The organism is Chryseolinea soli (genome assembly GCF_003589925.1).
Lineage (GTDB): Bacteria > Bacteroidota > Bacteroidia > Cytophagales > Cyclobacteriaceae > Chryseolinea > Chryseolinea soli.
This window is the reverse complement of record NZ_CP032382.1, coordinates 775,228-800,334: the sequence shown is the minus strand read 5'-3', so window position 1 is coordinate 800,334 and position 25,107 is coordinate 775,228. Positions and strand designations below refer to the sequence as shown.

The window sequence follows — 25,107 nt, the reverse complement described above, 5'->3', positions numbered from 1 at the left end:
ATGGCTACTTCACTTTGATCCTGAAGTTGAGCTTGTTGAACCCTGTCTCAGCTTCCCAGACCTCATGATTGGACAGCCTGATCGAATACTCCGCGCGCTTTGCTAACGCGCTATGAGCGTCAGGGAAATTCAGCAATAGCTCGTATGAGCCCGCAGGTATTGTACTAACCGAAAAGCTTCCGATCAGCGCCACATTGCCACTGTACCATTTTCGAATATCCGTGCGAAACGTAAAGGTGTGGACAGATTTGTCATCCACATTCCTGAGGATCAATTCCACCGGCCGGGCGTTGACGGGGGAAGCATAGCCGACATTTTCCAGCGACAATTTCACTTTCAAAGAATCCGATACGGCAGAAGGATAAACTCCCGTTTTTAGTACGAACCGATAGCCCAGATTTCTCTTAATGCTTTCCATACATCCACCCGTCACCCAATCGTTGTTCACGTCATTGTTGTAGCTGGTGTTCAGGTAAGTGTAGTGCATGTCTTTCATCTCCTGTTCTGCATGTCCGGCGGGGCCGCAGTCATTTTCGGGACTGTAGTCGTCGCTGCAGGTTTCGCCGCCAACAACGACAAACCGGCTGTCGGCGGCAAAATATTTTCGAAGCGTCGCGGTTTCGGATTTGCGGGGTGTGGCGGAATTGCCGTAGTCGTCGAAGGTTCCATAGTCGTCGGGGCTGGAGATGAAGCAGTCGTTGTGGAAACCGATGCGGGCTTTGTCGGTTCCGTTGAAGGCCTCATTTTCTGTGAGGGGCTCGGAGGTGACGGGCGCCTGGATGCCATAGACCTGTCGTTGTTTGATCTGGGGTGTTCGAACCTGTACCATGAGCTCGGGGGGTGTGGCATCGAGTAGGGCTTTCAACACGTCAATGCGGTCCTGCCAGTTGGCGTCGAGCAATTTCTTTTGATGGTTGTTGTTGGAGGCATCGCCGAAATAATCGGTGTAATAATTTTCTCCCCAGATTCCGATAAAGCCCATTTGCACAAAGGCGATCACGTCGGCATTCTCATGGAGAACAGGTTTGAGTTGGGCGATGTGGCCCAGTACGATATTTTTTGGTGCGTCACCATAAGGCGGGCAGATGGAAACATCCGGGCAGTTCCCTTTTTTTGTTTTGACGATATACGTGAATCGCGGGATCAGCTTCACGCCGGCGGTGCGCGCTGTGCTGAAATCGGTTTTTATTTGCGTGAGGAAGTCCTCGCTTAAGGGCTGGGTGGTGAAATTGTCCAAAACGAAATCCCGGTAGATCAGCGTGCTCACCACATCGTATTCGGCTTTGCCTTTGCGTGTGGGTGACCGGTAGCCTTTCAAAACGCCTTCCGACAATGGCTCGAACTTGCTCGCGAGCGCATTGGTGGGGTGATAGAATCCGCGCTCGGGGTTGGGGAAGTCTTCGGCAGACTCCTGGTAGGTGACGGTGATCTCCTGTGGCGTGGACTGGCACCCCATAATAACTAGCAAGGCAAAGCAGAGTGTTCGGCTCATAGATCGTTGGGCTATTGGATCGATAGGAAAGTTGATATTTTATGATGACAAAAATGCATTGGTTTTTACGGACGGTCATTTGAACGGGACAACACCGGTTCCGAAGGGTATATCACTCCTGGATTTTTAAAATGACATGATCAACGCGTCTCGGATCAACACATCGAACTTTTTGAAAAGTTTTTATTTCCACTATCTTGATCTCCGAATAAGTTCCATTTATTTCCGTTACACAGACCTATGAGAATCTATCGCCTGGCCAAAGGATGGGCCATTTTTATCTACATCTTTTTGTTTCTGGCCATTGCTGGATTGGGTTGGGCTATGGCGAGCGTATTAGCCGAAGGGAATCCCGATGAAGTAGTGTATTGGCTTAAGATCGGTGGGGCGTTGACGGGCATCGCGGTGTCGATCTTTTTCATTGGGGAGGTTAAAAAAGATACCTTCGTGATTGCGACGGACAGGGTTTATACGACCGGTACATTTTTTAAACGCGCTTTGAACCTGGATGAGATCCGCGGGTTTTCCGTGGATGAAAACTACATCTTTATTGAACCCACGACGGAAAACAAAAAACGCATCCGGGTGAGTACCTATTTTGGATCCACAGACGACATTGTCGATTGGTTAAGTCAGCGGTACCCCAACCTGGACGAGGTGACCATCCAACAAGAGCAAAATGAAATACTCGCCAATCCGGAGTTCGGATGGTCGGAGGAACAGCGCGGGGAAAGGCTGCAACGGGCACGCCGTCTGGCGCTCACCGTGAATGTCTTTGGTGGGATTGCAGCTGTCGTAGCATTCTTTTTGCCAGGGCCCAATTTGTGGTCCATGACAGCCGCCATAGCAATGTTCATGATCGCCTTGCTCGCGTCCAAGCTTTCGAATGGCCTCATACGACTGGATGAGAAAAAGAATTCCGCCTACCCGACAGTTTTTTATGCGATTATTTTTACCGGTGCGAGCGTTATGGTGAGGACGCTGATGGATTTTAACGTGCTGGACTTTCGTCAGGCGTGGATATTGACCGGCGCCATCACGGCCCTCCTCATTGTGCTGATTGTCTTTAAAAATTCGGAACTAAAATTTAGAACAGGCAGCGAGATCTTTACGTCGATCTTCATTGTGGTTGTGTTGATGGCCTATAGCTTTGGCACGGCAGTCGCGTTGAATGGCTTGCTCGATACCTCGACGCCGGAGATTTTCACCGTCAAAATTGTGAGGAAACATGTCAGCAGTGGGAAGACCAGAACCTATTATCTAACCTTGGAACCCTGGGGCGGGCAAAAAGAACAGAAGGACGCCAAAGTATCTTCGCGTTTCTATCGCAGCGTTGAGCCTGGTGAATCGGTAAGCCTGTACCGCATGAAAGGAAAATTCGGCATCCCCTGGTTTTTCATTGCCGGCGATAAGATCCCGGGGGCAAAAGCCAACCCATGACCCCACGGCCAATAGGCGTTCTTCGGGTGATGAAAGGCCAATCAATGGATGCACGAAAGCATTTCCGCACAGCGATCAATTCCCAGTCAACGTAACCGTTAGATTTTGGAACAAACGGTTTTGATCGCCCTCAACCCGGATCTTTAAAAAAGATGAATTTACAAATGCCATGGAGCGGGCCTTCTTGAATGACAACGAGTCGAAGCTCAATGACGTCCCCTCGTGATCGGTAAAATGATAGGCTTGAATGATTGTCGATATGGCACTGATGTGGGTGATCTGGGTATCCTTGCAAGTAAGTTCAGCGCCACTCGAAAAATCAAGTTGAACCGTTCCATAGAGGCCCGTCAGGTGAAACGTATTGAAATCGACATTTCGCTTCAACGACAGCGTAGCCATTTTCTGTGTGGCGTTTGTCGTGATGGCACGGATGGAGCACTCTTCAAACGTGAGGTCGCGTACCTTGCAATGAATGGCTACCGTTTGCGCGTTACCCGCGCCGCCAATATTGAGGGTTGTAATCACCGGGGAGGCGTCTGTGGTGAAGGAATTGAAATTGGTTTGCGCACCGGCCAGTGTAACGATATCGATGTGGGTGTTGCCTTCGATGGCGATGGAATGCAAGGGGCAATCGTTAAAAAGAAGCGACACCAATTTACAGTTCTTGATGGTAAACGGACGTTCAAAGGTTGTAAACATCGTGTTTACTGGTTCGCTAACTTTCTTGTTTTCGATGATGCCACCAGCGATCATCAGCGCTCTAAACTCGTCGGCCGAAATGGAGACCATATTTTTGGGGGTTAGAATGTTGCCTAAACGGAGAATGCGTCCACGGCCCGCAGGTGGGTGGCCTTGGATAGCTATTGATCTAAGATAATAGGGGTCGCTGTCTATTCCTATCCTTCGGATGTATAAAATTATTTACCGGGTGCGCCGTTCCGCTCCGATGAGAGTACAAATAAGAATAGCAACCGTAAAGGAAAATCAGTACATTTCGAATCACGACAGTAGCCGGTCACGCCAAACGCCCTCTGTGGCATCCGTTGCATGTCAGCATAAAATTAAACCAGAAAAAATGAACATCGAACCCGTACAAGTTCTGACTGTCTCCAGCCGGAAAAGGAGAATTGCCGCTTTTTTGATTGACCATTTCGTGATAACGTTTTTAATGGTAGCGCTTATTTTCTTGATCCTCGGGCCAGGTTTTATGGACAACGACAATTTCTCGAAATTCATGACCACCCTGTGGTTGGTCGGAGTTCCCGGATTTCTTCTCTACTTCGCAAAGGATTCTATACGGGGCATTAGCGCAGGTAGATGGATCATGGGTATTATGGTCAGGGATGCGGACAATCCTCAGGAAGTTCCTTCACCGGGAAGATTGGCAATCCGCAATCTGTTTCTTATCCTGTGGCCGGTCGAGTTTATCGCGCTCGCCGTCAGTCCGGAAAAAAAGCGATTGGGCGATAAATCCATGAAGACCGTTGTTGTTAAAAATCCCAATAAGGCGGCGAAGCTTCCGCGGGTGTTGGCCTTGGTAGGCGTGGGACTCGCTTTCTTCGTCTTTTCATTTTTATTTGCCGGGAATGCCCTGAAAAATTCCGACGCTTACAAAATAGCCGTGAAGGAAATAGAGCACAATGAGGAGATCCTGGAGGAGACCGGAGGAATCAAGGGTTATGGAATGATGCCCAAAGGAAATATAAGTATTGTTAATGGAAGGGGGGAAGCACAATTGGAGATCAACGTAACGGGTAATAAAAAAGATATCACCGTTAATGTCTTTCTGACAAAAGAACCGCATGAAGAATGGAAGCTGGTCGAGTTCAGTAAAGAGTAAGGATCAGTCAAGCACAGGTGTAAAAAGCTGACGTGAAGAATGTCTTGGGTACGCATCAAACATTGAATGGCAAATGTCGGGTCTAAAAAATATTCTCAGTGACTTTTCAGTAAAAGAAACCCTCGACCGGCTTGCGGCCCTGGTGTCATCCCACGGCCTCACCGTTTTTATTTGTATTGATCACGCCGCGAATGCAGATGAGGTCGGCCTTCCACTTCGGCCGACAGAAGTAATAATTTTTGGAAACCCCAAAGCAGGTACCGTGCTGATGCAGGACAAACAAACCGCGGGACTCGACCTCCCGATGAAGGCCCTGGCGTGGGAAGACGAGAATGGAAAGGTATGGCTCACCTATAACGAGGTCCAGTGGATTTCACAACGGCATGGGTTGACGGATAAAAGCGCCGTCGTGGTAAAAGCCATCGAAGACGGGATGACCATGGTTTGCAACGCAGCAACAAAAAAGAAGGAGCTGTGACCGGCACAACTCCTTGATCTTTTGCACTAAGGTGTGCGGATGGTCAGGTTTGCAAAATCGCCCTCCAGTGCATCGTTCCACAATCCTATTTTTCCGCTCTTTCGGGTATTCAGCTTTTTCACCTTCAGGGAAGGCGTCGCTGCATTATTTACATATACCCTGATCTCGTCTTCCGTCACTTCGATCTTTGCATGGAACCAGTCCGTGGCTTTTGGTGCGGGGTCGATGCCTTTTTCATAAACGCCGTTGTGCTCATCTCTCAGTTTATTCCAAGGAAAATCGGGCATGGCCATATACTGAACGGCGTGAATTTTCCGGATGGGATCCGGATGTTGAAAATTAAACGGCCGGAAATAGACGATATCATAGGTGTTGCTGTCGACGGCATGGAATGCGATTCCCAGAAAACTCCTTTGAAGCACATCAAGACCCCGGAGGTCGACTTCAATGGTCCCTGTTGAAAAGTCCACTCCGTTCAACCAGGCAACCCCGGCCAGGGTTACGCCCTTTTTGTCGCCGTCGGTGATGGGGTACGGTTTTGGAGGAATTAAGGTGAGCTGCTTTTCTTTAAGAAGCTTTTGGAGATCATAGGTCTTCGTCGATTGTGCGTTGCCGGTGAGTGACAGTGTAAGGATCAATAGAAGAATGGAGAATTTTGCATTCATAGTTTTATGCTTTAAGACTTATATGAACGCAAAGATTTGGCGGCCAGGGAAAAAATCGGTGTCCATTTCGCGCTCGTTTTCCGTTCAATTCCCATTTTTCTGTCGGCTTTTAAAAATAGAAGCTTGCCGGGCATCTCGATCGCTGTCAGGATCTCGTTCCGGCAGTCAAAAGCTTATTCGGTAATTTGTATCTTGAGACCTAATGCAAATGCTTTACGACCCTCAGAACAAGACCATCCAACGCTGTGCTCAAGGCATGACCCTGGAAGGGGAGGGCCGGGGAGAGGTTGCCGCAGTGATTTTCCGGCAGGCCTGGGATGAGGCCACCACCGATCTTGAAAAATTCATCGCTGCCCATTACGTGGCCCGCCACCAACCTGGAGTATCAGGCAAACTCCAGTGGGACAAAACCGCCCTCGACCACGCACAACGTGTGCCCGACGTCCAGGTGAAAGGCGCCTATCCCTCGCTCTATCTCAACATCGCCAAAGACTACGAAGACCTGCAAGAATTCATTCTCGCCCGGGACAATTACGAAACAGCCCTCTTTTATACCCAATTCCTGAATGACGATGGCTACGGCGGAATGATACGCGCAGGGATAGCAGCCGGAATAGCAAGAACAACGAATCGGTGAAGCGTCGCGAAGCCCCTGCATTTCTTTGCGTTGACATTGCGCCTCTGCGACTTTGCGGTGAAAACTGATAGAACCTATGCCCAAATTCAAAGCAACCCTCTACAAAACCGGCATCAACACCTGCGCCGATGTTCCCGATACCATCACTCGCAAGATGAAATCCCCCAAGGGGAGAATCCACGTAAAGGGCACTGTCAACGGCTTTGCTTTCACCAAAACATTGGTACCCGTGAAGGACAATCCCTACCGGCTCTTTGTGAACGCACCCACCTTGAAAGGAGCAAATGCTTCCGTAGGTGAAACGGCCAACTTTGTGATCACCCAAGACCTGCACAAAATAAAAAAGCAGTACACCATGTCACCGGTTTTCCGCCGGCAGCTGCAGCGACACAAAGTACTGAAAGATTTCAACGCCCTCACCCCAGCCCGGCAACAGGACATCCTGAAATACCTGAGCTTTGTTACAAGAGAAGAAACTCTGATGAAGCACGCCGGAAAGATAATTGAAAAGCTAAAGGCGGGTGAGAAGAACATTCGGATACCCTGAGAAAGTAGGGTGCAGCGAATTACGTGTATGCCTACAATGCTGTAGCCCAAAGGACTACGATGTTTGATTTTTGTACAAATAAACATAAGATTACATAACATTACTTTTGGTGCCTTTATGAAACCCCTGTTAGCTCCATCCCTGATCCTGATTGTACTGCTGACGGCATGTGGCGGAAAGGTTGAGATCCAAGCGGAGTATGTAAACGACCCGGAAGGCAAGGAATATAAAGTTCTCGAGTACGAGTATGTTCTCACAAAAGCCAGCAACGGAAATGAAATTAAGCAACGGCATGGTTTTATGCGGATGTATTATCCCAATGGAAAAATTGAGAAAGAAGAACATTATGAACAGGGTGTCTTGCAAGGGGAGAGCAGGTCGTATACCGAGCGCGGAATTTTGTTTCATGTTAAGAACTGGTCAAATGGCGCCCTCGAGGGTAAAGCGACTTTATACAATTCGACAGGAATGATTTCTATGGAAGCGAATTATAGGAACGGCCAGCGTGATGGAGAGGAGCGACTCTACCATAAAAACAGAAAAGTCGAAGCTATATTTATTTATAAAGATGACAGGCTGTGGCAGAGCGTTGCAAGTTATGACAGTACCGGAAAGAAGCTAGACGAGCATGCTGTGGTGGAAGGCAATGGCGTTTTGAACGTCTGGAGCGCTAATAATACCCTTTCGGCAAGCACGGAGATGAAGAATGGCTTGTTCCATGGCAAAGCGAGGCGATACTTTGCCAATGGGAAACTTGAAAAGGAATATGATTTCAGAGAAGGCCGGAAATATGGTTTGTTCAAAATCTTCTATCGCAACGGGGTGCTTGCGCGCGAATCGACCTACGAGAATGATTACTTGATCGGCGTCAATAGATTGTATGATTCCAGCGGCGTGTTGCGGGAAGAGCTCTCCTATAAAGACCATCTGACACCATTGGACATTATCCAGCTCAGCGGAAACATCGTGAAGACGATATCCAAAGGTTTGGACCTCGACCTAGGGGTGTTGTCTGGTGCTCACAAGACGTATCACGAAAACGGAAAGCTTCAACTCGAGGAATACTATTTTGACAACCAGCCCGACAGTATTGCCAGGGAGTATTATGACAATGGCCGATTAAAGACAGAAATTTTTTACGATGGCGATTTCGAACGGGCCAGACGATATGAAAAGACCTTTGAAAGAAATGGGAAACTCGTTAAGTCCGTCACCTATGCAAAGCGGGAGCCCGGTGCAGAACCTGATACGGTTTCTTCTTTTTTGAAGGATGCTCTGGCGCCCGATAAGCCGTAGTCATATCACGCCATCAAATCCCGTTCTTTTAAAAAATCAAAGATCAAAATATCGACGGGGGCAACTTTGTCCTTATCACCAAACCGCAGCCACCGCATTTCCTCTATTTCCGCTGCCGGCGCCAATGTGCCGGAGTAAGACGCGCGATAGCAGGTCATCCGCACGATCGTGCCCTCCGGCTTGCCATGCGCCTGCGCCTCGAACACACCCACGAAATCAATACTTCCTTCATCCAATTGGACGGAAAGCTCTTCCCGGATTTCCCTGCACAAAGCGTCCACGTCAGACTCGCCGGCTTCCCGTTTGCCGCCGGGGATATAATACTTGTCTTTGCCAAAAGACCTGGTGGATAGGATCTGTTTGTCTTTTAATTCAATCCAGGCAAGCTTGTCGATTACTTCCATCAATAGCAGAATTCAGATGTGTGAATGAAAGTTAAAATATAAAGGCTAAGTGAGGCAAGCTTTATTCATCTTTCAACACATCCACCGGATTTGTTAACGCAGCTTTCACAGCATGATAGCCGGTAATGGCCATGGCCAGTAAAAGTGTGCTAGCCCCTGTCACAACGAAGATCCACACCGATGGTTTGATCGCGTAAGCAAAATCCTCCAGCCAAATGCCCATCATCCAATAGGATACCGGCGCCCCGATCACGAAAGCAACGGCGATCAGTTTGGTATAGCCTGAGGATATCAACACCAAGATATTGAATACGGAAGCGCCTACCACTTTGCGGATGCCGATCTCTTTGGTGCGTTGCTCTAGTGAATAGACGATCATTCCCAACAAACCCAGACTGGCGATCAGAATGGCCAGGGAGGCCATCACGCGCAGCACTTTTCCGAATTGTTCATGGGTAGCAAAAGTTTCCGCAAAGTTCTTGTCGACAAACGAATATTGGAAGGGCGTGTCGCCGGCGTGTTGTTTCCAGACTTTTTGGAGACCGGCCAGCGTGGCTTGCCAGGCCTCGCTGTTTTGTGGCGCTATTTTCAGGACCATGAAATCGTTGCCGTCGTCTTCGATCATTTTGTTTTTCATGTTGAAGATGCCGAGGGGTTCGATGGGACCATCCAGGCTCCAGTAGTTGAAGTCGGCCACCACGCCAATGACCTCAAAGGTCGCGTCGACGCCGCTGTTGGGATAGGCGAGTTTCTTTCCGATGACGGATTCATCCAGCGTCCAGCCAATCCGGCGTACAGCGCTCTCGTTGAGGATCACGCGGTTGGAATCGGCGGGGATCCCTGCGTCAAAATTCCGGCCGAACTTTACTTTGATGCCCAATGTGGGAATGTAGTTTTCATCGCCACCGGTGTAGTTCAGCGGAAACTTCAGATCGGTTTGTCCTTCGGCCGAAAACGAGTCGCCGCCATAGATATACGGTGGCGCCGATGCACACCAGGTGGCGCTGACGGCACCCGGCACACTTTCGGCATCATGCGCCAGGTTTACCCGGTTGTTCGCGTGTTCCACATGGTGCAACACCAACAGATTTTCCCGGTCAAAGCCAATATCTTTTTCGGATACATATTTCAGTTGTTGAAACACGACGGCCGTGCAAATGATGAGAATAATAGAGACGCTGAATTGAAATACCACCAGCACATTGCGGAACGATTTGCCCTCACGGCCCACCCTTGATTTTCCTTTGATGGCCTCCACGGGATTGAAGGTGGTGAGGAACAGCGCCGGATAGCTGGACGAGATCAAGGCCATGAAGAGCGCGAGTGCCAGCAATCCGCCCGACATCCAGAGGTCGCCAAAAAATGAAAGTGCAAGATGTTTGCCGGTGATGAAGTTGAACGCCGGAAGCAAGAGTTGCGAGAGGACGATGGCCACCACCAGGGCCAGCAGACAAAAGATGAGCGCTTCAAAGAAATAGCTGAGGCCCAAGTCTTTTTTGTTCAGCCCCAATATTTTTCGAATGCTGGCTTCCTTGATGCGTCGCGTGAATTGTGCGGTAGAGAGGTTCATGAAGTTGACGCACGACAATAGCACGATAAAGATGGCGGCGCCGATAAAAGAATAGATCACCGTGATGTTGCCGGTGTCTGGAAACGATCCGACAACGGGATATTCCGGTAAGTGAAGCGTGTTGATCGGTTGCAGGAACAGTTCCCACTTTTTTCCCGAAGCAATGTATTCATCATACGTCATGCCCATGGCCGCCTTGATCGATTCTTCGGCGCGTTTGCGCGGGATGGTCTGTAGTTTTTCGCGCACGGCAGCGATGTTGGCATCGGGTCGCAGCAGCACAAAAGTTTCCAGTTGTGTCCAAACCCAACTCCATGCCATCCGCTCCAGCGGAAATCCTTTTGAGGATAACAACACGTTGAATTGCATCGTTGAATTTTCGGGGGTGTCTTCCATCACACCGGTCACTTCATAGGTTTGTTGGGCGTCGGTATTCGGAGCCCCCAGGCGCACCATTTTTCCGATGGGATTTTCGTTGCCAAAATATTTCACGGCGGTCGATCGCGTCATCACCATTGTGTTGGCTTGGCGGAAAGCCGATGCTGCGTCGCCCTGCAACAGGGGGAAGTTGAGGACCTTGAAAAAATTGGTGTCGGCCGACAGTATTCTGTTCTCTTCAAAGGTTACCACTTCGTTGTTCGGCTTCACATAAGAAATAATGAAATCACCGGGAGTATGCAGACTCGTCGTCATTTCCACTTCGGGAAGTTCTTCGAGCAGCGCGTGGGCCACACCCGGGCCGGTTCGCGAAAACTGGCTGTTCCGGTTCTCGCCCCAGATAAAGGTTTGATTGACGCGATACAGGCGTTCGCTATGTGGATGAAAATTGTCAAAGCTAAATTCCTGCCGCACGTACAAGTAGATGAGTAACGTACTGGCCATGCTGACCGACAGCCCCAAGAGGTTGATGGATGAGAATAATTTCTGGCGCCTCAGGTTGCGCAAAAAAAGCAGGGCATAATTTTTTAGCATAAGTATAGGTCTTGGATGAGGTACTGACAAACGTCATACCACCCTCAGAAACCAAAATTTAAGGCCATTTTTACCACTGGCATGTTCACTTATGATGACGGGTGTCCGTTTCTGACCGCGGTGCGCAGGGTCGAATCTGCGTCGTCCGGATCATCTCCTCCATATTAACAGTCATAACATTCCGGTAAACCTGACAAAACATTGCCCCTCTATTTTTACGGCATCCATCGCATGACACCGTGAAAAGCAAATTACGCTACGCCCTCACCGCCCTGACGACCATCCTAACCCTGCATGTTCATGCCCAGGATGCCGCCATCCAAAGCATCGACGCATCGTATCGCCGCGCGGAGGCGATGCTTTTCACCCGGCCCGATTCCGCTTTTGTCAGGGCGCAGGAAGCCCTTCGCCGGGCGCAAGACCAGGGCTACACCGAGGGCACGGCCTACGGTCACTACCTGGTGGGTGAAATTTTTTATCGCCAGGGGTTTTATGAAGAGGCCCTTAACCACTTGCTCAAGGCAGAAACTTTATACGAATTGTCGCGAAATACGGAGGCGCTGGCCCGGAACCTGAACCAGCTGGGGTTGGTCTACTACACCATCCGCCAACCCGACCTGGCGCTCGAAAAACACAACCGTGCGTTAAAGCTCTACCAGGATTCAGAAAATCTGAAAGGCATCGCCGACACCTATGGCAGCCTCGGCCGGCTCAGCGAAAAAAAACAACAGTACCCTGAAGCACTGGAGTTCCAACACAAGGCGCTGTCGTACTATGAACATGCCAACGATGTGCGGGGAACGTCCATCATTCTCGAAAACATCGGCAGCATCTATGAAGACCTGAATCAGCTCGACACGGCCCGTTATTATTTTCTCCGGTCCCTCGGGCTCAACGAGCTCACACGCGACAGTCTCTCGATGATCGTGAACCTGAACAACCTCGCCGATGTGCACCGGAAGAAAGGAGAAAACGAACCCGCCATTCGCTTTTCTACCAGAGCGCTCAACCTCGCCCTGCGCCTCAATGACAAATACCAAGCCACCAGCGCCTACAAAGATCTGGGCAAAGTCTATAACCAGGCCGGTCTTTATCAGGAGGCCTATGCGAACCTGGAGAAGGGGCGCACTTTGTATGAAGAGATCTACGGCGAAGAGACCCGCCGCCAGTTGGGGCTGTTGCAAACGTTTTTTGAATTGGAGCGAAAGAATGGCGAGATCAGTGCATTGGAGAGCGACCGCCAGTTGAATTCAGTGGTCAAGATCTCGTTGGCGTCGGGCATTGGGCTGGTGTTGTTGCTGGCGGCAGCCATCATCAGCCGGCAGCGGTTGAAGATCCGGCAGGACAAGGAACTGATCGAGTTGAAAGAATCACAACTGGAATTAAAAGAGTCGCAGCAAAAGCTCATGCACGTGGAGTTGGAAAATGCCCACCTGCACGAACACCAGCTTCAGCATGCGCTGGAGAACCGGTCCAAATCGCTGGCCGCTCACACGCTGCACATCATCAGCAAAAACAAAATGATGGACGACATCAAGGCCAAGCTCCAGGAGGCCTTGCAGGAAGATCTCAAAGACCAGCGCAAAAAGATCACCAACCTGATCAAGCTCATCGACCACAATTTTGTGCAGGACAAGGATTGGGATGACTTCCGCCACATTTTCGAGCAAGTACACCAAAATTTCTTCGACCAGCTCCAAAAACTCTCTTCCGACATCACCGCGGCCGACACGCGCCTGGCCGCCCTGATCCGCCTGAACCTGCCCTCCAAAGATATCTCCACCATTCTGGGCATTTCGCCCGATAGCCTCCGGATCTCCCGGTATCGCTTGCGCAAAAAGCTGAAGCTAAACCAGGGTGACAGCCTCTCCAATTTCATCCTGAGCCTTTGAAAAGAGCGAAAATTTTTCGGTGCGTCGGCGCCCAGGAGATTTTTTTGTAAAAGAAAAGAGGCTGACTCAAAAGCGAGCCAACCTCTTTTTTATCCTGATACTTCTCTGAGTAAGTTGGTGTTTATAGGCTTACAAGAGATAATTTACTTGGGTCCAAATGCCCCAAAATAACTTGACGGCTTTGGGGAGGCGTATGTCTTTCCGCCGGCAGTCAGGGAAGCTGCATTATAGGGGCTGAAATTTGTGTTGGCGCCGGTCAATGCCGGTGAACCTGCCTGAAGATGAAAATCAAATGCGGCAGGGAAACCTTCATTCGCGGGTTCTTCCGCTGCAACCGCCGCCGCCACGTCAAATGTGGTTACGGCAAATTTTACAAACAACGGATCGTGACCAGCTGCTATTGTTGCAACTTTATCAAATACGTTATTGGTGTACACGGGAGCAGGAACATCATGTGCTGTTTCAAAAGTAGAATCTACGCTGGCAGGACCGGTCTTGCCATTGCCATAGATGGTAAACCCATCGGTAGGATAAAATTCAGGAGTAAAATTATCGGTACCAACGGGGCTGGTGATACTGAGATAATGGAAGTTAAATCCGTTGGACAAATGCGCCACATCAGCCAGTTTTCCGTTAGAGAAGCGAACACCGCGCGTGGAGTTTACGATGAGGTTGTTATACACCACGCCTTTACCTCCTTGTTCAACATTGAACGAACCGCCGTGATCGGAGTGCGACGTTTGTCTCCATCCACATTCAACCGCTGTATTATTGTAAACGTGCAGTTCAGTGGATCCGCCCTTGGCGTTAAACTTCACGCCGTTTGTCGCTGCTTTGTAGAACAAATTGTAGGCAATATCGCCATACGTGCCCACCTTGAGATCAATGGCTTCGCCACCGGCCTTTCCATTTAAGATGAACGCGTTGTTGCTGACCAATATTTTTCCCTGATCGATTTGTACGGCAACATCCGCTGAATACGCGAACGTGGAATTCTGAATCACACAAACACCATTGGGGTTGTTGAAGAACAAGGCATATTCGGGCGTATTCGTATCGGCCACTTCACCCAGCTTCACAATATCCTGCCAGGCTTGGCCGAGCATTCCGGCGTATTCAACGCGCGTGTATTGCACCACCATTTCATCGGCGGCAAAAGTATTGGTGCCATCGGTGTTGGAAGACATAATACCTCCCCACAAGCCCGCAAAAATATTGGCTTTCGTCCGTTGCTGCGCCGGCACTGTGAACACCACGGAATCCGTTGCTGTGCCGTAGCTGTAGAAGTTTCCTCTCACGGTGAACGAATACTGGCCATCCACAATCACGGTTGTTCCTTCCAATAGCGTCAGGGATCCGGTTGGCTCAACAAAGACGTTGCCCGTTACGTGATAGGTGAGGTGAGGCCCCCAGGTGGTTGCCTGCGTGATATGGTACTCCTTTGTTGCGGTTGATCCTACCGCGCCCGAAATTTCAATGGGAGGATGATCGGTAACATCAACGGAAACCGCAGCGGTGGACGATTGTTGGGCATTGTCCGTTACGGTAATCGTAATGTTGGCAGTTCCCAAAGTATACGTCGAGGTCATCTTAATGTTTGCCGTGCCTACCGTTTTGCCGACGAGATCCGCTTTGTTGGTGATCTCCGCTGTTAAGATGGTGGCGTTATCGATCGTAACGGTAATGTCCTTAATGCCTGCTGCTGCAGATACATCCGCGGTAAAAACTCCCGTAGTGTCCTGTATAAGCGTCAGTGCCGATGACGTTGTGGTGACCACCGGTCTTGGTTTGCTGTCATCGTCTTTGCTACAGCTTGCCAGAAGGGCGACAGTGCCCAAAAAGGCGATGACTGCCAATCTGCTTGTTAGTTTTTTCATAGTGTTTTGTTTTTTCATTTGAAGTTTATTCATTGATTTTTATTCTTGCTGAAATTGATCCGAACGCCTACTCGGAACGACTGATAGTATTCATCTCTACGGGTGAGCGTTTTGTTCTGTGGATCCTTCTGGTAGGGATATTCATTGTCCTTTTGATACACCGGGTTCTTGATATACATTTGATAAGCCGAGTTCAGCAGGTTGGTTGCCTTGATGAACACATCGACGGTACTGGATACTCTTTTCTCCAATGAGAAATCCAGAATGGCGATCGGTTTGCCATATAGGTCGTTGTTTAAATAAGGCGAAATGGCTTCCAGTTTTTCACCGGTATACACCAGCGAAAGCTGCGACTCCCAGCCTTTGTCGAGGTCTTTGTACAGCAACGACACGTTGCCAATGTGGCTTGCCTGGCCTTGCATGGGGCGCGTTTGGTTTACATAATAGGTGGTATAGCCTTTCGATAAATCGTTCGGATCAACCGGGCCGGGCAGTTGTTTTGTCGTGGTGATCGTCGAGTGGGTGAACGTGTAGTTGGCACGGATGCCGAACTTGTTGAAGTAGTGTATGAAATCAATTTCGGCGCCCATGTTCCGCGCGTTGCCAAAATTGTTGGGCTGCAGGGAATTTTCGTTGGCTATGCCGAATTTTGTTACCGTATATTCAATGGGGTCGGTAATGGATTTGTAAAATACACCTACTAAAATCTGATCGGTTACATTGGGGAACACTTCCAATCGCAGATCAATGTTTTGTGCCCGTACGCGTTGAAGCTTCGGATTTCCGCGTTCAGGATAGCCGTCTTCCGGATAGAGGTAAGGGACAATTTCAAAAAAGCTGGGGCGCGAAATGCTTTTGTAATAGCTGAACCGCAGGTTCATTCCCGGTTTGATCTTGTATTTCGCCATCAGGCTCGGCAGCACGTCGGTGTAATGCTCACTGGTGTCACGGATCACACCCGGCACAGGATTTTTTAATGTAAATCCCTGGTTGGTCTGCTCTGCCCGCACGCCGGCATTCACCTCCCATCGTTCAACATCCAGCTTCCCCAGCACATAAGCCGCATTGATATATTCGTGTGCCTTATAATTCTGGGCATCGCTTGTGGCGCCCAGCGGGTTGGTCAATGACCAGGTAACATCGCTGACGGTGTTCCAGTTGGTGCCCTGAAATTGCTGGGTGGGCTTCGGCATGAAATTGTAGATGTCGTAATTGCCGTCGCGGTCTTTATGCCGTGCCATGCCTCCGGCCTTCAGTAGACTTCTGCCCCACGATTCGGGCTGCATGGTCAAGTTCAGGTAGCCTGTCAGATCGTTATCCTTGTTGTTCAGCCATTGGCGTGAAAGCCCTTCCGCTCCTTGTGGTGTTTCTTTAAAATCCTGCATCGTGCTGCTGCGCGTAAACTTGGCATTGTCAGGCTCATTGTTGGATGCGGTCGAATAGACAGCCGACCAAGAGAGCGCCAACGGCCCAAGTAATTTGTGGTTGCCTTGCAGCGACGACGTCAAAATACCTTGATTGGTGGTTTTTGTGCGTGTGGTGTAACCCAAAGAGGCATCTCCCTGAAGTGAATTGTAACCGAGCTTCAGGGAAGTTGACCTGATCTGGCGTGTTTCGTTATTGTTTAATGCGTAGTACCCGGCATAGAATTTAATTTCATTTCTATCATTGAATTTATAATCCAGCCGCGCGTGGCCCGCGCTGCGCATTTGATGGATCGAGTAATGCCGCTCTTGCAGCGAACCCAGCTGGGGAAGATCTGAACCATAGGGGTCAACATCATAATCAAACCAAAGGCTCTTGGTAGCACGGTATGAATTTTGAAAACTGCCGCCCACCAGCACGCCCAGCTTGTTATTGAAAAAACGGTTGCCGATCGAAAGCGAACCGATCAGGTCGGGCATCGGCTTGTTGTTTTTCACTTCCAGGTTCTTCTGCGTGAAGTCATCAGGCTGCGCCGCGTAACCCGTGCCATACTGCTGGCGCGGCGAGTTTTTCTCAATCCCTGAAGCATTGTAATGATCAAATCCGTACAGCGTGTTGATGTAGTTATATCCCGTTTGGAAATCGGCCTTCACTTCGAAATGATCGGGCGCGCTCTTCATGACCAGGTTCACGGCGCCGCCAATGGCGTCGCCTTCCATATCGGCCGTCAGGCTTTTATATACTTCCAGTCTTTCCAATAACGTCGCAGGAAAAATATCGAGCGGCAGATAACGGTTTTTGTTGTCCGGGCTTGGTATTTTAAAACCGTTTACCAGCGTGTAGCTGTAGCGTTTGTCCATGCCGCGCACAATGACATACTGCGGATCGCCATTGCTGTTGCGCTGCACCGTCAGGCCTGACATGCGCTGCACCAGATTGGCAACGGAAAGATCGGGTAAAATAGAAATTGCTTTTGCCGACATCACGTTTACGACCTGAGAAGCATTTCGCTCCGTGAGGCGTGCTTCGGCATCTGAGCCCGCTTCGGCTTTTCCGGATACGACCACTTCATTCAGAACCTTTGAATCCTGCACCAATTGAAAATCAATCGTTGCAGCATCCGATTCGCCTGTCATCGTAATTGTTTTTTCTTGTGTCAAATAGCCAATGAACGAAACGGTGATGGTGTGCGTACCTACAGGAACATTTTTGATGATGTACGTTCCATCCAGTCCGGCAAGGGCATAAAGACCCTTACTGGCATCCAATAGAATAATCGCGCCTGTCAGCGGCTCTTTATTTTCATCCAGCAATTTTCCTTTGACCGTTGCTGCCTTTGCATAGCAGCACATCAGCAGAAAAATGACAACAAGTGCAATTTGTTTCATCCCGTTATTTTTTTACCGATCGGATTCCGTTCTGCGCAATCGCGAGGTCTTTTCCTGCCAAATCCTCCCAGCGATAGAGCTGAAAAGTCTTGTCCGTAGACATACCCACAAACAATCCTGACTTGAATTCTCCAGGAAAAGAAACGCTCGTCACTTCAGAGCCATCGCTTTCCAAGGTTGATGTCGGAATGATCTTAATAAGCGGATGATCATGAGGTCCTTTTGCCGAGCCTTCACGCGGATAAACATTGAAATGATTTGCGCCCTGATCGGAAACCAGGATGTAACCTGTTCCATCATTAATTTTGTAAATCGAAATGCCCTCGTGATCGGCCGCAAAATGGGTTGTGGCAAACAGCGCAAGTTCCTCATCTCCCCTGGCCGGATCAGCATAATATTTGTGAACACCAACGCCTTCGTCGGAATAATAGACATACCCCAGCTCATCATCCACCGCAATCGATTCGATTTCCTTTTTGCCACTGTACTTCCCAAACTTGCGCACAAGCGTTGCCTTCACCTGGCCGCGGCCGTTGTCTTCCAGCTGGTATTGCCAGAGATAACCTCCTTCGTGCGGCCCGTTCTTTCGTCCCACAATGGCGTAGATTTTCCCGTCGGCCGGATTTTTATAAAGCGCGATACCCATCAACTCGCGGAAGCCGTCGCCCGTTTCGCCTTGAAACACCTCAATCCCGCCATTGTCAACAGGTTTCACGTCGGGCAAGCTGAAGATGCGTAGCTTATACGTCAACCGCTCGGTAACCACGGCGATGTCTGTCTGCTGGTTCTTCAGCGACAATCCATATTCAATGTCCACATTGTTAGGGCGCTTCAGTGCGACCGTTTTTTCGGGAAGGATTTTTCCGGCAAGATCAAACACATACAAGCTGCCATTATCATCCTTGTTCGTACCGACGATCAGGCTTTTAGCCGTGTCGGCACGATTGATCCAAATAGCAGGATCGTCCGTATCAAACGGCACGGGCTCGGTAACAACCACAGGTTTTACAACCGCCACAGCGGTGGAGTCGTTAGTTGTGTTGGCAATTTCTGCCGATCCGGTCTGCGAACATTGCACGCTCATAAAAGCGAGCACCGCAAGTGGGAATATATTTTTTATCATTGGGTCAGAAAAAAATTCGATGCAAAGATCACCTGACCGGACGTGTGAAATCAATGGATTTACGTTATCAAAAAGGCAACAACCGCCGGGAAGGGCGTTATCAAAAGGGCAACAAAATACCAAAAACTGTAGCTAAGGATTTGTTTTTCAGTTTCTTGCGAAGTGTTATGGGTACATTATTTAATTGTTGCTTCAAGTTTTCTGGATCAACACCAAGCCACTAACAGCATCCGGAAAAAAAGAAAGGGTTGTCCTCCAAAAGGCAACCCTTTTTTATTCCCACCCAACCCCACCCCCGCACGCTGGCTACTGGCTACTGGCTACTGGCTACTGGCTACTGGCTACTGGCTACTGACTACTGGCTACTGACTACTGGCTCCCAGCTACTGACTCCTGACTCTTAATATAACGTTAACACCCCCGCCCCCCCTCATCCCAACCCGAATCCTTAAATTGAATTTTTAACCATCCCTATCTCTATTTTTTATATGAGAGCTTTTCTCTACGGGCTTCGCATCCGCATCAAGCTGCTGGCCGCCTTTGGATCGATCTTGTTACTTTCTGTGGTTTTGATCGTGCTCTCCGGGGGCGCCATTGAAAAGATCATCTATTTTAAAAGCGTCAACGAAGAAGTAGACATGCTGAAGCTGCGTTTGCAGACAATGGATCTGGCCACGAAGGAGTTTGTCTACGAAGGCTTCAAGTCACCATCGTTTCTCGAAAAACAGGAAGCGGCGGCCATCACCACCTTCAACGAGAACCGTGATGCTGCAAAGGGTCTTCTGGGAACACTTCGGGACGTTCAGTCGGATAAAGACAAGGGCGCTCAGCAAACGGTGTCCCTCGACCTGACCCTCGACAGTCTCCAGACCAATTTCGAAAAACTGGTGGACCTCCTGAAACAACGCGGGTTCAAAGACTATGGACTGGAAGGTTCTTTGCGCACGGCCATTCACGCCGTAGAGAATTCGGGATTTGAATTCGACAAAGTGTCGATGCTGATGTTGCGCCGGCATGAGAAAGATTTCTTCTTGCGGAAGGATTTAAAATATCAGCAGGAGTTCAATGCCCGCTTCGAAACGTTCAAGGGTCAACTGGAGGCCACGGCAAATAAAGAACTGATTGCCTTCCTGGATAATTACCGGAACGAGTTCAATCGCGTGGTGGAAATTGAAAAGCAGATTGGATTGACCGAAAGCGAGGGCATTCGCGGCCGGATAAAAAATCTCTTTATCAAAATGCGCCCGCAGATCGAAACGATCCATGCGTCCATGAAAGAACAGAATGAAACCCAGATCAGCCGCACGCAATGGTTGCTGTGGACGGTCTTCATCATTCAGACCATTGCCGGATTTGTGATGGCCATCGTCTATGCAGGCTTGCTCACGAAGGCCATCAAAGAGATCCGGGACGGTGTGCAAAAATTAGCCGCCGGCATTTTCCCTGACAAATTAGTGGTGAAGACCTCGGAAGAGATCGGTCAAACCAAGATAGCCTTCAACCAGTTTATCGACCGCCTCCGGGCCGCTACGCAATTTGCCGAACACCTTGGCGCGGGCAATGGCAACCTGAAGTACGACGAACAATACAACGACGACGTCCTCGCTAAATCGCTGATCAGCGCCCACGATAAATTGCAGACCGCTGAAAGCATTCAGAAGCGGGCCAATTGGATCAATGAAGGAGCAGCCCAATTCAACGAGATCCTCAAGAATGATGCGGAGGACATCAAGGTTATGGGCGAGCGGATCATTCATATTCTCGTTACTTATCTGAAAGCCAATCAGGGCGCGTTATACGTGGTGAACGGCGCTGATGGCTCACTATACCTCGAGCGCATCGCTACGTATGCTTATGGCAAAAAGAAATTTGTCGAAGAACGTATTGACGGCGATGCGGGCTTGCTGGGCCAATGTGTGTTGGAGGGCCAGACCATTTACCTGAAAGATATTCCAAAGGATTTTGTAAAGATCACCTCCGGTTTGGGTGAAGCCACACCCCGCAATGTGGTCGTCGTTCCGTTGAAAACACGCGAGAAAGTGATGGGCGTGGTGGAACTGGCATCGTTTGGGATGTTGGAAGATCATCACATCGAATTCATCGAACGCGTAGCCGAAAGCATCGCCTCCATTCTATACAACAAACAATCATCAACCGAAACCAAGCGACTCCTCGAAGAATCACAGCAACGTGCACATTCGCTTGCCCAGCAGGAGGAAGAGATGCGTCAAAACTCGGAAGAGCTGCAGGCTACCCAGGAAGAAATGGAACGGCAACGTCTGCACCTGCAGCAGGAGATCAAGGCGCTGAAGCAAAAACTCAAAGAGACCGTACTAGAGACTTTATAAAGAAGCGGTGAAGGAGATCCTTCACCGCTTTATGGCCAATTAATATTCGCCTCCAATTTTCCGCTTGTCGAGCCTGGCATCGTTGAAAGCTGGCAAGGATGTCGGCACGTTGGCGAGCGCCGAGTTGTCGGTCAGACTTTCCAGGAAGGCGATGATCTGCGCCTGTTGTTTTTTACTCAGCAGAAGTTTATCGGGAGGCAACGTTTGGTTAGGAAGATCAATGCCGATGCCCGCGCCCCCACCGCGATTGTAAAAGTCGATCACCTCGTCCAAAGTTTTGAACACTCCGTTGTGCATGTAGGGCGCCGTGAGCGCTGCATTGCGTACGGTAGACGTTTTGAATGCGTACGCATGCAGCGATCTGTTGTAGGTAACGAGTTTCCCTTTGTCGCTGTCGACTTTTGCGTGAACGGTATCCGGGCGCGCGGGTACCCCCAGCACTTCCGACTCGGTTTCGCGATACAGGGGAGGGACTGTGCCGTTGAACAGTGGCGCAAAATGACAGGTGCCACACTTGGCCTTGCCCATAAACAAATTAAAACCAGTCACTTCATTTTGCGAGAGGCTCGATTTGCTGCCCCGCATGTACTGATCAAACCGTGAATTCAAACCGGAGAGCGAACGGATATAACTGGCCAGCGCCGTCTGCATGTTCCGTTTGGTGATGGTGTCTTGCCCAAAGGCATTTTTGAACATCGCGCGATACGCAGCGCTCTTCATGAGTTTCAATGCCGAGGCTTCCATATGCCCATGCATTTCGATCGGGTTCGCGATCACGTTGCTCACCTGGTCTTCAATGAAACTTACCCGCTGATCCCAAAACTGAGATTGCTGGAAGCCGGCGTTGATCAGCGTGGGCGCATTTCGCGCAACGGCGCCCTGAAAGTCAAACGCAACGCTCTTCACCTTGCCATCGGTAAATGCTTTGGAGGGCACATGACACGAAGCGCAGGCCCGGTGATTGTTGCCCGACAAAACAGGGTCAAAGAAAAGTACCTTTCCCAGTTCAGCTACCGCCGGTTTCAATCCGCGGTTGAACGTGGGCGCAAAGTGATCGACGTTGAATACACCGGGCTCGAAGAAAGTAGACTTCTCCAGGTTCACCGCCGTCAGGAAAGTGTTGTTGGGGACATGTGCGGCGTGTTGATACTGATGCAATAACTTTGACAACGGATTGAGATGATCTGCAATGAATGTCGCGCGGTCGAAAGCATTGAAGTCAACGGGCTTGTCCAGGTAAGCATACGCGGATTGGAGTTGGTTGTGCCAGGCCGTCCTTATATTCTCGTCCGTCAATCGGCTATCATAGAAATCTGTCAGCGCGGCTACACCCTGAAGCGAAGCCTTTGCTTCGGCGATTGACTGAAAGGCGATGGGCGAATCAAAACCCGATATACCCATGGCCATGACGGTGAGCAACTCGAGACGCGCGCTTTCAAAGACGTTGGCATCCGTGAGCGTGTTGGAGTGAATGGTATTTTGCAGATTCCGGATGATGACCTGAAGTACTTTCGTTTCGTGTTGCACCGTGGCATAATCCAAGGAATCGCTAAACACTTTTTCTTCCAGCACCTGGAAGCCCGTGGGGATAATGATCTTGTCTTCGTATTCTTCCATGCGTAGCAAGGCCGGGCCGTTGATGCGCGCATACTCTTCCGGGAAATAAAACTGCGTCAACGACTCCATGTGTTTGAAATAGCGTCGCGCGCGCGCAAAATAATCTTGCAGGACGGCAGCTTCTTCGTGGCGTCCCGCCTTTTGAGACAGACTGTCCAGCGAGCTTTGTACAGAGTCGGCTTGGCCGAGCCAATAGGCGTTGACATCAGTCAATGGGCCGGAGGTTGTCTCTTTCGACTGTTTTGTACACGCAGCAAGCAACAAAACAATGGACAACCCCGTGAAAATTGATCTGGTTTGCATCTTCATAGCATAAAGAAAAATGAAAACTGCCCGGAACACGCCGGGCAGTTGAAAGAATCTTGAATAATGGGAGAGGGAACTAGCGCGGCAAGCCGTGAATGACCACGATCTGGCTGCCTTCATCGAAGTTTGTGGCCAGTGTTCCGCCGTCAGCATTTTTAAACTGTGGCGACTTCCAGCTATGCACCTGAATGTTCAGTGTGAAAGTGTTGGGAATGCCCACGATGTCGGAGATGTCGACCATGGCACCGTATTCCCAGCCACCGATGGCGGCCACACCGTAGATGGCTTCGGCCTCTGTATTGCTACGGAAGTGGTCAAGTTCGAATACTTTTCTCAGCGAGCCGGTGGTGAGGTTGTACTGGTACAAGTAGGCATCGTGATCGAAGTCGGCATAACCGTTGGGGTCTTCGGTGATATAGGCGTAGTTCTCCGTTACCATGATGTTGTCAGGGCTTTCATACGTGCCGGCTTTGCCAGCGCGGTTGTCGCCGTCCAGTACAAGTTTGAGTTTGCCTTTCAGCGGGTCGGTGGCATCGAGGACGAGTTTGTAGGTGCGGCCGTATTTCGTGCGGTCGGCATTGCCGGGTTGGCCCGTGACATTGAAATAAACTTCACGACCAACGCCATCTTTGCGATAGTCGATGTCTTCCACACGGCCAAAAGCCAGTGCTTTCAAAGCAGTAGCGGCCTGGTTCGTAGCGTCGCCGGTGAGGTCTTTTTGGTTGTCGATCTTTGCAAATTCAACATTTACTTCGGTGTCTACCATCAGGTCCATTTCGCGGGGGTTCTGATCGACCGTACGCATCACGTAGACGCTACCGTTTTCCAGGTCGCCTACCGTCGATGATACATACATCGCTACTTGTCCGCCATACGTGCCCGAGTCGTCGTCGCCAATGATGATCACCGTTTTGCCGGTGTAGGCTGTCTTGGGGAGGGGTACAGCGTTTTCTGCGTACCAGCGTCCGAGGGCAGGAAGGAATTTGGGCGTAGTCTTCACCTGGTCGTTCACTACCACCAGGGGATCCAGTCCGTGGATCTGTGCGCTGGCGTTTTCACTGCACGTGAGAAAGAGCGGGCCAAAGCCGTGTTCTTCGGGAGTGGCCAGCGTGGCCGAGCAAAGACGTGCCATACCACCGTCGGAGTTGAGAATGTATTCGCCTTTCACAGGACGGAAGGTTTTATCGAGCGTGATCCGCGATACGGCAATATTGTCTTCGTTGTTAACCACCATCACAAAGCCATCAGCGGTTTTCAATACGCCGGTTCCGTCGGCGGCGCCACCAAATACATAGGCGGGAGATTCGGGCAGATAGTCGGCGCTGCCAATCAGCGAGAATGCGTCAACGCTTTCATAGCCGGGGAATTTTTTCAGGAAGGTTGTGGTGGTCGAGTGGTTTGCCAGGACAACCTCGTTGGCGTTTTCACCGTCGTCACCGGTGTCGCCTTTGTCACCCTTGTCGCCTTTGGTGCCGTTCGTGCCGGCGGGGCCTACGTCGCCTTCGGGACCCTTGCAGGCCATCAGGGTGAAGGATGCTACTACCAGCATGCAGAGGATTTTGGTAATGAGTTTGGTCATGTGAAAATAAGGGGGTTAGATTAGACTTGTACCAAAATTATCCCGTGGGTTTTCAATGGGCGTCAAGTCCGTATTACCAGTCCGTTACGGTTTAGGGTGGCTTGTTATTGTCGGGTTATGGGCTTAATATTCGACCCGGGAGCACCTTGAGAACGAAACGATTAGTGGAATGCGAAACGCTCTCGCCTCGGGCGGGCCGCGTACACCTTAC

Annotated in this window: 18 protein-coding genes; 8 read left to right on the top strand and 10 right to left on the bottom strand. The window is 50.0% G+C overall.

Translation table 11 applies throughout. The features are described 5' to 3' along the window. Nucleotides 1-4 precede the first annotated feature (4 nt). A complete protein-coding gene (locus D4L85_RS03225; protein ID WP_119752969.1) occupies nt 5-1,492 on the bottom strand; it encodes a DUF4832 domain-containing protein in 1,488 nt (495 codons plus the stop codon). A gap of 240 nt (nt 1,493-1,732) precedes the next feature. On the opposite strand from D4L85_RS03225, the gene D4L85_RS03220 reads away from it, so the two are divergent. Then, nucleotides 1,733-2,932, top strand: a complete 1,200-nt coding sequence (locus D4L85_RS03220) for a YdbT family protein (protein WP_119752968.1) — start codon at nt 1,733-1,735, stop codon at nt 2,930-2,932. 75 nt (nt 2,933-3,007) lie between these two features. On the opposite strand, the gene D4L85_RS03215 is transcribed toward D4L85_RS03220, so the two are convergent. After that, nucleotides 3,008-3,721, bottom strand: a complete 714-nt coding sequence (locus D4L85_RS03215) for a hypothetical protein (RefSeq protein WP_119752967.1) — start codon at nt 3,719-3,721, stop codon at nt 3,008-3,010. Between the two features lie 286 nt (nt 3,722-4,007). Between D4L85_RS03215 and D4L85_RS03210 the strand changes: the two genes are divergently transcribed. Further along, entirely contained in the window at nt 4,008-4,772 is a 765-nt protein-coding gene (locus tag D4L85_RS03210) for an RDD family protein (protein ID WP_119758637.1), read from the top strand. Nucleotides 4,773-4,845: 73 nt separating this feature from the next. After that, nucleotides 4,846-5,250 (top strand): DUF302 domain-containing protein, encoded by a 405-nt coding sequence (locus D4L85_RS03205; protein WP_119752966.1) that lies wholly within the window; start codon nt 4,846-4,848, stop codon nt 5,248-5,250. Nucleotides 5,251-5,276: 26 nt separating this feature from the next. On the opposite strand, the gene D4L85_RS03200 is transcribed toward D4L85_RS03205, so the two are convergent. After that, nucleotides 5,277-5,915 carry a hypothetical protein gene (locus D4L85_RS03200; protein ID WP_119752965.1) on the bottom strand — a complete coding sequence of 213 codons (639 nt, stop codon included), beginning with the start codon at nt 5,913-5,915 and terminating at the stop codon, nt 5,277-5,279. A gap of 202 nt (nt 5,916-6,117) precedes the next feature. Here D4L85_RS03200 and D4L85_RS03195 point away from each other — a divergent pair, with 202 nt between their 5' ends. The 3 genes from D4L85_RS03195 (at nt 6,118) to D4L85_RS03185 (ending at nt 8,395) form a co-directional block, all read left to right on the top strand. Next, nucleotides 6,118-6,552: an rRNA adenine methyltransferase gene (locus tag D4L85_RS03195; RefSeq protein ID WP_228450757.1), complete on the top strand. Its 435-nt coding sequence runs from the start codon at nt 6,118-6,120 to the stop codon at nt 6,550-6,552. 76 nt (nt 6,553-6,628) lie between these two features. Continuing rightward, on the top strand, nt 6,629-7,099 hold the full coding sequence (locus tag D4L85_RS03190; RefSeq protein WP_119752963.1) for a DUF1905 domain-containing protein: 471 nt from the start codon (nt 6,629-6,631) through the stop codon (nt 7,097-7,099). A gap of 63 nt (nt 7,100-7,162) precedes the next feature. Further along, nucleotides 7,163-8,395: a toxin-antitoxin system YwqK family antitoxin gene (locus D4L85_RS03185; RefSeq protein WP_160143515.1), complete on the top strand. Its 1,233-nt coding sequence runs from the start codon at nt 7,163-7,165 to the stop codon at nt 8,393-8,395. Nucleotides 8,396-8,400: 5 nt separating this feature from the next. On the opposite strand, the gene D4L85_RS03180 is transcribed toward D4L85_RS03185, so the two are convergent. Next, nucleotides 8,401-8,799: an NUDIX hydrolase gene (locus tag D4L85_RS03180; protein WP_119752961.1), complete on the bottom strand. Its 399-nt coding sequence runs from the start codon at nt 8,797-8,799 to the stop codon at nt 8,401-8,403. A gap of 61 nt (nt 8,800-8,860) precedes the next feature. Further along, nucleotides 8,861-11,341, bottom strand: coding sequence for an ABC transporter permease (locus D4L85_RS03175; RefSeq protein WP_119752960.1), 2,481 nt, complete (start codon nt 11,339-11,341; stop codon nt 8,861-8,863). 239 nt (nt 11,342-11,580) lie between these two features. Between D4L85_RS03175 and D4L85_RS03170 the strand changes: the two genes are divergently transcribed. Then, nucleotides 11,581-13,233 (top strand): tetratricopeptide repeat protein, encoded by a 1,653-nt coding sequence (locus D4L85_RS03170; protein WP_119752959.1) that lies wholly within the window; start codon nt 11,581-11,583, stop codon nt 13,231-13,233. A 143-nt stretch (nt 13,234-13,376) separates the two neighbouring features. Here the strand turns inward: D4L85_RS03170 and D4L85_RS03165 are convergent, their stop codons facing one another. The 3 genes from D4L85_RS03165 to D4L85_RS03155 are packed head-to-tail and all read right to left on the bottom strand — an operon-like array spanning nt 13,377 to nt 19,046. Beyond that, a complete protein-coding gene (locus D4L85_RS03165; protein WP_160143514.1) occupies nt 13,377-15,110 on the bottom strand; it encodes a hypothetical protein in 1,734 nt (577 codons plus the stop codon). A gap of 29 nt (nt 15,111-15,139) precedes the next feature. Continuing rightward, nucleotides 15,140-17,923, bottom strand: coding sequence for a TonB-dependent receptor (locus tag D4L85_RS03160; RefSeq protein WP_119752957.1), 2,784 nt, complete (start codon nt 17,921-17,923; stop codon nt 15,140-15,142). A 4-nt stretch (nt 17,924-17,927) separates the two neighbouring features. Further along, entirely contained in the window at nt 17,928-19,046 is a 1,119-nt protein-coding gene (locus D4L85_RS03155; RefSeq protein WP_228450756.1) for a phytase, read from the bottom strand. Between the two features lie 488 nt (nt 19,047-19,534). Between D4L85_RS03155 and D4L85_RS03145 the strand changes: the two genes are divergently transcribed. After that, nucleotides 19,535-21,394 (top strand): GAF domain-containing protein, encoded by a 1,860-nt coding sequence (locus D4L85_RS03145; protein ID WP_119752955.1) that lies wholly within the window; start codon nt 19,535-19,537, stop codon nt 21,392-21,394. 39 nt (nt 21,395-21,433) lie between these two features. Here D4L85_RS03145 and D4L85_RS03140 read toward each other — a convergent pair whose 3' ends face one another. After that, nucleotides 21,434-23,314, bottom strand: coding sequence for a cytochrome-c peroxidase (locus tag D4L85_RS03140; RefSeq protein ID WP_160143513.1), 1,881 nt, complete (start codon nt 23,312-23,314; stop codon nt 21,434-21,436). A gap of 79 nt (nt 23,315-23,393) precedes the next feature. Then, a complete protein-coding gene (locus tag D4L85_RS03135) occupies nt 23,394-24,896 on the bottom strand; it encodes a PhoX family protein (protein WP_119752953.1) in 1,503 nt (500 codons plus the stop codon). Nucleotides 24,897-25,107: the final 211 nt, after the last annotated feature.